This is a genomic window from Embleya sp. NPDC001921, assembly GCF_053594475.1.
Window position 1 is genome coordinate 219,318 of sequence record NZ_JBSFEO010000012.1, and the last position, 9,583, is coordinate 228,900.

Annotated in this window: 11 protein-coding genes; 6 read left to right on the forward strand and 5 right to left on the reverse strand. The window is 71.4% G+C overall.

Translation table 11 applies throughout. From position 1 onward, the window contains the following. Nucleotides 1-65: 65 nt before the first annotated feature. Nucleotides 66-1,235: an NAD(P)/FAD-dependent oxidoreductase gene (locus tag ACWCPW_RS17135; protein WP_449762353.1), complete on the forward strand. Its 1,170-nt coding sequence runs from the start codon at nucleotides 66-68 to the stop codon at nucleotides 1,233-1,235. 21 nt (nucleotides 1,236-1,256) lie between these two features. Further along, on the forward strand, nucleotides 1,257-2,126 hold the full coding sequence (locus tag ACWCPW_RS17140; protein ID WP_449762354.1) for an RNA polymerase sigma-70 factor: 870 nt from the start codon (nucleotides 1,257-1,259) through the stop codon (nucleotides 2,124-2,126). A gap of 121 nt (nucleotides 2,127-2,247) precedes the next feature. On the opposite strand, the gene ACWCPW_RS17145 is transcribed toward ACWCPW_RS17140, so the two are convergent. After that, nucleotides 2,248-3,138: an NAD(P)-dependent oxidoreductase gene (locus ACWCPW_RS17145; RefSeq protein ID WP_449762355.1), complete on the reverse strand. Its 891-nt coding sequence runs from the start codon at nucleotides 3,136-3,138 to the stop codon at nucleotides 2,248-2,250. Nucleotides 3,139-3,451: 313 nt separating this feature from the next. Here ACWCPW_RS17145 and ACWCPW_RS17150 point away from each other — a divergent pair, with 313 nt between their 5' ends. Together ACWCPW_RS17150 and ACWCPW_RS17155 are read left to right on the forward strand one after the other, a co-directional pair. Beyond that, a complete protein-coding gene (locus ACWCPW_RS17150; RefSeq protein WP_449762356.1) occupies nucleotides 3,452-4,204 on the forward strand; it encodes a hypothetical protein in 753 nt (250 codons plus the stop codon). A 109-nt stretch (nucleotides 4,205-4,313) separates the two neighbouring features. After that, nucleotides 4,314-4,742, forward strand: coding sequence for a hypothetical protein (locus tag ACWCPW_RS17155; RefSeq protein WP_449762357.1), 429 nt, complete (start codon nucleotides 4,314-4,316; stop codon nucleotides 4,740-4,742). Nucleotides 4,743-4,788: 46 nt separating this feature from the next. On the opposite strand, the gene ACWCPW_RS17160 is transcribed toward ACWCPW_RS17155, so the two are convergent. Further along, nucleotides 4,789-5,205 carry a hypothetical protein gene (locus ACWCPW_RS17160; protein WP_449762358.1) on the reverse strand — a complete coding sequence of 139 codons (417 nt, stop codon included), beginning with the start codon at nucleotides 5,203-5,205 and terminating at the stop codon, nucleotides 4,789-4,791. 452 nt (nucleotides 5,206-5,657) lie between these two features. Further along, a complete protein-coding gene (locus tag ACWCPW_RS17165; RefSeq protein WP_449762376.1) occupies nucleotides 5,658-6,140 on the reverse strand; it encodes a 2-oxoacid:acceptor oxidoreductase family protein in 483 nt (160 codons plus the stop codon). Between the two features lie 20 nt (nucleotides 6,141-6,160). On the opposite strand from ACWCPW_RS17165, the gene ACWCPW_RS17170 reads away from it, so the two are divergent. Beyond that, on the forward strand, nucleotides 6,161-6,445 hold the full coding sequence (locus tag ACWCPW_RS17170; protein ID WP_449762359.1) for a hypothetical protein: 285 nt from the start codon (nucleotides 6,161-6,163) through the stop codon (nucleotides 6,443-6,445). A gap of 130 nt (nucleotides 6,446-6,575) precedes the next feature. After that, nucleotides 6,576-7,028 carry a hypothetical protein gene (locus ACWCPW_RS17175; protein WP_449762360.1) on the forward strand — a complete coding sequence of 151 codons (453 nt, stop codon included), beginning with the start codon at nucleotides 6,576-6,578 and terminating at the stop codon, nucleotides 7,026-7,028. Here ACWCPW_RS17175 and ACWCPW_RS17180 read toward each other — a convergent pair. Both ACWCPW_RS17180 and ACWCPW_RS17185 read right to left on the reverse strand, forming a co-directional pair. After that, nucleotides 6,983-8,272: a YhgE/Pip domain-containing protein gene (locus tag ACWCPW_RS17180; protein ID WP_449762361.1), complete on the reverse strand. Its 1,290-nt coding sequence runs from the start codon at nucleotides 8,270-8,272 to the stop codon at nucleotides 6,983-6,985. The two genes, ACWCPW_RS17175 and ACWCPW_RS17180, sit on opposite strands and share 46 nt — an antisense overlap. 270 nt (nucleotides 8,273-8,542) lie before the next feature. Beyond that, a partial coding sequence (locus ACWCPW_RS17185; protein WP_449762362.1) for a M4 family metallopeptidase occupies nucleotides 8,543-9,583 on the reverse strand: 1,041 nt, incomplete at its 5' end.

The window sequence follows — 9,583 nt, forward strand, 5'->3', positions numbered from 1 at the left end:
TCGTGGTCATGTCACGTTCCGCCGACCCTTCCCGTCTACGGGGGCAAACGAGGAAGGGATGGATCATGACACAGCGCATCCTGGTGATCGGGGCCGGTTACGCCGGCATGACCGCGGTGCTCGGTGTGGCCCGGCGTACCCGCAAACACGACGTCCGGATCACCCTGGTCAACCCGATCGGCCGGTTCACCGAGCGGCTGCGGCTGCACCAGAGGGCCGCCGGCGAAGAACTCGCCGATCTTCGGATTCCCGACATGCTCCGAGGCACCGGAATCGACTTCGTGCAGGCATGGGTGACGCACGTCGACGCGGCCGCCCGTACCGTCCGGCTGCACGACGACCGGTCGATCACCTACGACACCCTCGTGTACGCGCTCGGCAGCGTCGCCGACACCGTCACGGTGCCGGGCGTGCACGAACACGCCTTCACGCTCGACAGCGCCGCCGCGGCCGGCCGGCTGGCCGAACGCCTCACCGCGCTCGACGCGACCGGCGGCACCGTGGTCATCGGCGGCGCCGGCCTGACCGGGATCGAGGCCGCGGCCGAGATCGCCGAGAACCACCCGACCCTGCGGGTCGTCCTGCTCGGCCGGCACGAGCCCGGCGCGATGATGGGCGCCAAGGCGCGCGCCCACCTGCACGCGGCCCTCGACCGCCTCGGCGTCCGGATCCGCACCGCGACCACGATCGTCAAGGTGCTCCCGGACGCGGCCGAACTGGAGGACGGCGAGCTCGTGCACTGCGACGCGCTGCTGTGGACGACCGGGGTACGGGTGTCGCCACTGGCCGCCGAAGCAGGCCTCACCGTCGACGAGCGCGGCCGGATCGTGGTCGACCCGACGCTGCGCTCGGTCTCCCACCCGCAGGTGTACGCGATCGGCGACGCGGCGGCGGTCCGCCAGGCGTACGGCGTCATCCACGGCACCTGCCAGAGCGGCATCCCGACCGGGGCGCACGCCGCGGCGTCGATCGCTCGGCAGGTGCGGGGCAGGGAGCCCGAGGCGTTCCGGTTCGGATACATCCATCAGCCGGTGAGCCTGGGACGCCACGACGCGGTCGTCCAGTTCACCCACCCCGACGACACGCCGCGTCGGTTCGTCCTGACCGGCAGGTGGGCGGTGACGTACAAGGAGTTCGTCAGCGGCTCGCCGTGGAAGTCCTTCCGCCTGTTGAAGAGGATCGGCGGAGCCGTAAAGTGGCCGACCGGAGGCCGGGCCACCCGTCGGCCACGATGACCGAGGGGACGAGGGAGACGCGTGGTTGCCACGGACGTGTTCGAGGACCACCGCAACCTGCTGTTCTCGGTGGCCTATCGCATGCTGGGCAGCGCGGCCGACGCCGAGGACGTCGTCCAGGAGGTGTGGTTGCGCTGGTCGTCGGCGGACCGTTCCGATGTGCACGACCCCAAGCCGTACCTGGTGCGGATCGCCACGAACCTCGCGGTGGACGCGCTGCGTTCGGCCCGGGCACGCCGGGAGACCTACGTCGGCCCGTGGCTCCCCGAGCCGATTCCGATGGGCCCGGACGTGGCCGAGAGCGCGGCGCTGGCCGACTCGGTGTCCCTGGCGATGCTCGTGGTGCTGGAGTCGCTGTCCGAACTGGAGCGGGCGGTCTTCGTACTCCACGAGGTGTTCGGCTTCCCCTACGCCGAGGTCGGCGCGGCGATCGACCGGCCCGAGGCGACCGTCCGGCAACTGGGCCATCGCGCCCGCGAGCACGTGCGGGCCCGCCGCCCCCGGTACCCGGCCGACCGGGGCGCCCGCAGGGCCGTCACCGAGAAGTTCTTCGCCGCGACCACGGGCGGCGACCTCAACGAACTCATGCAACTGCTCGCCCCGGACGTCACGATCTGGACCGACGGCGGCGGCAAGGTCCGTGCCGCGCTGCGCCCGATCCTCGGCGCGGACAAGGTCGCGGCCTGGCTCGCGGGCGTCACCAAACGCCCGTACGAGGGCGTCGAGATCGCCGACATGGTGTCCGACCTGGCCGAGATCAACGGCGAGCCCGCGCTGCGGATCAGCGCACACGGACGGGTGGTCACGGTGATCGCCCTGGAGATCGGCGCGGACGGCCTCGTCCACGGCATTCGCATGGTGGCCAACCCGGACAAACTGAGCCGCGTCTGACCCTCGCCAACGCGGCGCTCCACGCCCTTTCGGTGCCGGGCGCCGAGCGCCGGGTGCCGGGCGTCGCGTCCAGGTCGGTGCCCGGCACCGGGCACCGAGCGCCGGCTGCCGGACGCCGCGTTCAGGGCTGCGTCGGCGGCAGGCGCAGGAGTTCGGTCACCGCCGAGATGCTGTGTTCACCGTGGCCCGCCTCGGCCGTGCGCCGCACCAGGTCGTTCAGGGGCGCGAGCCAGGAGGTGTCGACGTTCGTCTCCTTGGCCAGGTCCTCGTCGTGGGCCGCTCCGGCGACGAAGAGGTTCACGGTGGCGGCCGCGTCGGTGTAGTCGCCGCTGTCGATCTCCCGGGCGAGCATCGGCAGCAGCGACTTGATCATGTCCAGCCACTTGCCCGCGAACCCGACCATGGAGTCCGCCCGAAGCCCGCGGGCCTGGACGGCGGCCGCGCCCTGGAAGAAGCCGACGAGCGCGGGGAGCAGGATCGCGCCCACCGCCATCTCGTACAGCGCGGCCAGGTCGGTCTCGTCGCCGAGGTGGACGGTGTCGCCACCCAGCACCTTCAGGGTCGCCTCGTACTCCTCGAAGACCGACCTGTCGCCGCTGTAGTACAACAGCGTGTCCGGCGCCCCCACGGCCGCCGGGACATTCTTGATCGCCCCGGCCAGGAAGCGGGCGCCGTGGGCGTCGGCCCAGGCCGCGGTCTCGCGGGCGCCGATCGGGGAGCCGCTGTTCAAGGTGGCCAGGGCCCGCCCGCGCAACGCCCGCGCGGCGGGCGCCAGTGCGTCGAGGGTGTCGTCGAAGGTGGTCAGGCAGGTGATCACGAGCGGACTCGCCGCGACCGCGTCCGCCACCGTCTCGGCGTGCACCGCACCCGCGGCCACGAGGGCGGCGGCCTTGCCCGGCGTACGGTTCCACACCGTCGTCGGGTGACCGGCGGCGATGAAGGCCGCGGCCAACGCGCGGCCCATCGAACCCAGACCGATCACGGTCACGGGCGTGTGATTCTCGTCGGCCATGTGCGCTCCACTCCACGTCGGTGTGCCCGGAGAATTCGAACGAGTCTGTGCGCGCCGCCGGTCCGGGTGACCTCGGCGCGCCGTTCGCTCCATGCTGGAGGGGCACATGCGGTTCCTCAAGTACCTACATTTTTGTCAGGTACCTACATTTTGGTAAGGATGAACCGGGCCGGATCGTACAGGTCGCGGCCAACAGGCCGAAGGTCCGGGGAAGTCCCTCGTCCGGCCCGGCAATGTGCCGCAATCGCATGTGACACGAGGTTCTCCCCGATAGGTTTTCCTCGTTTGCCCATGGGAGGAGTTCGGTCGGGACATGTCTCAGCCACAGGGTCCGCCGACCGGATCGCCGAGGGATCAACTGGCCAGGGCGACGCCTCCGGAAGTGGACAACGCCAACCTGCGTACCGTCGTCGCCGACACCTACCTGAAGCCGAACGAGACCGGGACCTGGGTCGGCAATGGCAAGTCCGCCGCGGCCCTGCGTGCCGAACTTCACGACGGGCGACCCACGGGCCCTCCCGGCCGAGAGAAGTTCCACCCCGTCGACGTGGCCGACCTGCTCGGTCGATATCGCAAGGCGCTCCGGGAGCCCCAACTCTCGGACCGCGACAAGTCGGTCATCCTGGCCGAGTCCGCCGAGCTGTACCGGACACTTCAGATGCGCGACACGGCGGGCGGCGTCACCGCGTGGCTGAACGCCAATCCGGAGCGCGCGAACACCACGCTGAACGCGGTCGAGTCGGTGAAGGCCGAACCAGAGCTGGCGCCGGTGACGGGCTCGCGTTTCCTCACGTCCACGTTCAAGCGGCCCGCCCTCGAGGCGGTGGTTCCGGACGCGGGCCTGATCGCGCACCTGCGCCGCACGCTGGCCAGACCGGAGCCGCAGAATCTCGCCGCCGGGGCCGCGCGCATCGCGGCCCAGGGCATGGGCCGGGCCGCGTCGCTGATCGAAACCGCGCGGGGATCCGAGGCGTTGCGCCCGTCACCGGGGCGCAGCGGCGGGCCGACGGTCTCGAACGACGCGACCAGGAAACGCGGACGGAACGGCCCGGAGGTCGACCCGTGACGGCGTCCCCGCGCGCGGCCATGCGGGGCCCGCGCCGGTCGAACGATACGATCTCATCGCAAATGCCGCTTCGGGCACAGTGGTTCACCTGACGGGAAGAGGAGAGGACGTGCCGGAGTCTCGCGAACCCGCGTTGACGTTTCGAGGACTGTTCGACTGGTTGTGGGAACGGCTCCCGGAGGCGCGCCCCCACCTTGCCGAGCTGAAGGCGGACGCCGAACTCGACGCCGTGCAGGAAGGCCGCGCGATCCCCGACGCCTCCGTCGGCTACCTGCTCAATCCGTACGGCATCCTCTCCGACGCGCTCTTTTGGCCCGTGATCGTCCCGGCCGTCGAGACCCGGAACGACGACCTGCTGGCGCGGACCGCCGCGATCGTGGAGGCCCTGCTGGCCGCCGCGGACGAGGACATCCGCGACGCCGCCGACCTGCGGGTGGTCTCCCCGCTGATCGGCCACGCCGAGTACTGGTCGATCTTCCGCCACGTCGCCGGCCCCCGACTCCTGTCCATGACCCCCCGAAGCCAGGACCCGCTGTGACAGTCCACCCGCGCCCCGCCCCCACGCCCGCCGGCCCGGGGACGGGTCAGTAGCCGCGTTGTGGTGTGCGCTGTAGTGACTTCTTCACGTCGCTGCCCGCGCCCACAGTCGTGGCGCGCGGGTGGGTGACCTGCGTGGTTCGGTTCACGGAGGGGTCCGAGCCGCGGGCCGGTGTCATGCCGGTGGCAGCGATCCCCGCGGAGCCGGAGCCGGGGGCGAGAGCGGGAGCGGAGAGAAACGGGGAGGGGATCTTGTCCGCCGGGACGCGCCCGCGCGTTGCGGCGGTCGAATCGGTCCCGAAGACGTCCGGACCCTGCTCCAGCATGCGTCGACTCGCGGCCTTGGCGCCCGGCGGCACGTGGTGTTCCACCTCGTCGTCCCGGGGGTCGCCCTCCTCCACGATGTGGGCGCCCCCGCGCTTCGGCTCCGGGGCGTCGTAGTTGTCGTAGTAGTCGTAGTCCAAGCCCGGAGGATCGCCCTCCCGAGAGTCGTCGAGTCCGGACGGTTCCGCTCCCTGGAGCGTTTCCCGAAGACGAGGACGGTCCGATGACGAAGGGCGAAACTCAGGCACTGGCAAGGTCCTTGGGCTCACGGATCCGGGATCTCGGCCGCTGGTGCGGGCGTTCGATCACGATATCCCGTGGCGCCCGCGGACCGGTCGGATCAGCGTGATCGGCACCGGGCCGGCGCATCGCGGACGAGACGACGCACCGACGACACCGCCGCCGCGAACCGGATGCCACGGCGTGGTGATCGCCGTCGAGCCGCCGGCCGCGCGCGGTCGGGTCGACGTGCGTGGCGAGGGCCGGAGCCGGAGGGCGGATCGGCCCACCGGCTCCGGGGGTTACGGGTTCGCCGTTCGAGGGAGCATCGGATTGCGCAGTTCGCCGATGCCCTCGATCCAGCTCACCGGCGTTACCGCGGTCCCGTTGCGCCGGAACGCCTCCTCGATCGCGTCGAGCGAGATCGGGGCAACATGCCGTGTTGCCAGGCCGCGCCCAGCATGATCATGTTGGCCGGCAGGTGATCGCCGAAGACTCGTTCGGCCAGGTCGCGCGCGTCCAGGTGGACGTTGTCCCGCTCGCGGGTGCACGAGTCGATCACCTCCCGCGCGAGCGTCGTGTCGGGGACCGGCGCGGTGACGTCGGTGGCCATCGCGCCGGTCGGGGCCAGCCCCGTGTTCACCACGGCGACGGTGCGCTCGGTGCTCGCGCCGGCCAGGTTGGCCGCCGACGCCGTGCCGAGGATGTCCAGCCCGAGCAGCTGGTCGATGCCGCCGGCCGACACGGTCGCCGAACCGGTGACCGGCGTCGTGGAGATCCGTACGTCCGAGACCACGGGGCCGGCCTTCTGGCTCAGCCCGGTCCGATCCAGCCCGGCGGTGTGCAGGCCGTCCAGCGCCGAGCACCTGCGCGACGGTGACCACGCCGGTGCCGCCGATTCCCACCATCCGGATCCGCAGGTCCTGGGCGCCGACCCGAAAGCGCGGCGGCGACAGGTCGGGCGGTCGCGGCGACACGGGCCGCGCCGGCTGCCCGGACCTCGACCGCTGGGCCCTCGACCGCCCCGACACCGACCGCCCCGACACCGACCGCCCCGACGCCGATGGCGCGGACGCCGGCCGCCCGGGCCTCCGCACCGCGCCGCGCCCGGTGCGCGCGGACTTCGTGCGCACCGTCAGGAAGGCCGGGCAATCCCCCTGAAGGCAGGAGAAGTCCTTGGTGCAGGACGACTGGTGGATCCGGGTCTTGCGGCCGAACTCGGTCTCCACCGGTTCCACCGAAAGACAGCCCGACTTCTCGCCGCAGTCGCACCGGCCTGGGCGACCCCGACGTGCGGGGGATCTTCGAGTCGGCCCGCGCGGCGGGCGTGGACCTGGTGCTGGACCTGTTCGAGATCGAGTCCGCTTCGCCGCCGCCGATCCTGCGCGCCGCGCTGCGCGGCTGGGTGGGCTACCCGGACGGGATCAGCCTGGACCGGCCGGCGTACCGCGACGTCCCGGTGGAGGACGTCGTGCAACTGTCCATCGACACGCTGATCGCCGCCCTGCAGGGCGTGGAGGGCCGGCACTCCGACATCTCGGCGATGCTGAAGGAGCTGAACCGCGCGGCCCAGCCTGCCGAATCGGGTCGGCTCGGGCCGACCCGGGACCGGGCCGAGTCGACCCGGGCCGGGCCGACCCGGGACCGGGCCGAGTCGACCCGGGCCGGGCCGACCGTTCGCGGCCGGGTTCGACGGCGCTACTCGGTTGCCGGGGCGATGCGGTGGAGTTGTTTGCGGTCGTAGTAGGTGGTCATCGCGAAGCCGAAGGCGAGGCCGGCCAGTGCGCCGAAGGCGATGCCCACCCAGGCCCGGGTCAGGCCGGCGTCGGCGCGGGCGTCGAAGTACAGGATGGCGCGTACGCCGTCGCTGAGTTGGCGCATCGGCTCGAACGAGGACAACACCCGGTAGAAGCGCGGCAGCGCCTGGAGCGGGATGGTCGCCCCGGAGGACGGCAGCGCCAGCACGATGAACACGAACATGCTCACCAACTGGCCGATCCCGCCGAAGGCGGCGTTGATCGCCTGGACGCCCAGCCCCACCGCGGTGCTCGCGCAGACCGAGAAGACCCACAGCAGCGGCAGATGGGACGCGTCCATGTCCAGGATGCCGATCGTGGCGAGCATGATCAGGGTCGAGGTCAGCACCGACAACACCGCGGACATCACGCACTTGACCGCGAGTTGGTGGGTGCGGGTGATGTGCACCAGCGGGCGTTCGGTACGCCACGGGCCGATCTCACTGGCCACGTAGCCGAGCGCGACGTCGACCCCGTTGCTGATGACGTTGCCGCCGAGGAAGCCGGCCAGGACCAGCAGGAGCGTGTAGTAGAACGCGGTCAGGCCCAGTCCGCTGCGGGGGGCGATCGGATGGCCCACCGCGACGGCGATCGCGATCGGGTCGGCGAGCAGCAGGCGACCGGCCGTGGTGGTCTGCCCCGGAGCCGCCTGCGGCGCGGCGGTCAGCGTCGCGCCGAGCTGCAACGAGGCGGCGTGCACCGCCTGTTGGGCGATCGCGGTGGACAGCGAGGAGGCCAGGCTGCCCGCTCCGGGGTTGGTCAGTACGGTGACCGTGGGGCGGGTCGGCGCGGCCGACGCGGGTGTGTTCAGGGCGGCCACCGACGCGGTGAAGTCCGCCGGCACCACGATCGCGCCGTACAGCTTGCCCGAGGCCATCCGTCGGCGCGCCGACGCCTCGTCGAGGACGCGCCAGGACACCGTGTTTCCGGGGTCGGGCGCGGCGGCGATGCCGGCGGTGATCCGTTCGCCCAGGTTCTCCGTCCCGGCCGCCGACGGCACGCCTTGGTCCGCGTTGACCAGGCCGATCGGCAGGCGGCGCAGGTCCGTGCGCGGATCGAGGATGCCGCCCATGTACAGGATGGAGAGCAGGAAGGCCAACAGCCCGACGATGACCGAGGGCATCACCCAGATCCGCGGGTTGCGCAACACCCGCGACGCGCCCACCCAGGGGGTGGACTGGTTCGAGGCCATCACTCTCCAGAGACGCCGAGGGGCGGGCCGACCATCCGTGCCGGGCGCGGCGGACACGGTCACCGTGCGCGAGATGGTCACCCCTTCACCGCCCCCCGAAACCCCACGTGCGCGAGACGAGCGATCCCCACTCCCACCCGACACCAGTCCCGCCCCGACGACTCCGACGCACACGGGGGCGTCGCCTGCGCCGCCGGCGGCGGAACGCACGCGAAAGCCTCGCTCCCGGCGTGGGGCGCCGGGAGCGAGGCCGCTATCGGTCGCGTGCGATCAGGAGATGGTCACGTCGTCCACGAGGAACGTGGTGACGAGTGACGAGTCCTCGGAGCCCGCGAAGGTGATGGTGACCGTCTGCCCCGCGTAGGCGCTCAGGTTCACCGTGCGTTGCACGTAGGCACCGGTGGCGCCGACGTTGGAATAGGTGGCCAGAGTGGTCGAACCGATCTTGATCTTGAGCGTGTCGTAGACCGTGTTGCCGGTTTCCCGGGTGGTGGTCTTGATCCACGCGCGCAGGTTCGGCGAACCGGCCGGGATCGTGACGTTGGCCTGGCTCAGGTTCTCCGTGGCCGTCGAGCCGTAGCCCATCATCCACGCGTACCAGGAGCCGCCGTGCGCGGAGCCCGGGTTGCTGTTGGTGATGATGTTGGCGTTCTGCGTCCAGTTGGCGGTACCCGCTTCGAAGTCACCGTTGCGGAGCGCGTTGCCGGGCGGGCCGCTGCCCACGGTCAGGGTGTACTGGGCCGTGTGCGTGGCCGAGGCGCCGGTACCGGTGACCGTGATCACGTAGGTGCCGTTCGCCGCGTTCGCCGCGGCGGTCGCGGTCAGCGTCGAGGACGCGCCGGACTGGATCGAGTTCGGGGTCAGGGTCACCGAGACGCCGGTGGGCTGACCCGACGCGGTCAGCGCGACGGTCTGCGCCACACCCGAGGTGACGGACGTACTCAGCGTCGACGAGACCGAGTTGCCGGCCTGTACGGTGCCCGAGTTCGGGCTGAGAGTCATCGAGAAGTCGTTCTGGCCCGGGCCGCCGGTGCAGGTGGGGTCGTTGGGTTGGGCGGGGACGCTGACGGCGTCCCAGGCGGCCTTGGTCTTGTTGAACAGTGCGCAGGTGGGGTCGAGGGTCTTGGCGGAGTTGAGGGTCGCGGTGCGGTATTTCTTGTAGGTCATGCCGCTGGTCTTGAGGAGCATGCCGCCGTAGAAGATCTTGCCCGCCTGTTGGATGCCGACCCCGGTGAGGGTGGTGTTGTTGCAGGTGGGGCTGTTGGGCTTGCCGCCGCCGGGGCTGGTGCCCTCGGCGAGGAGGTAGAACCA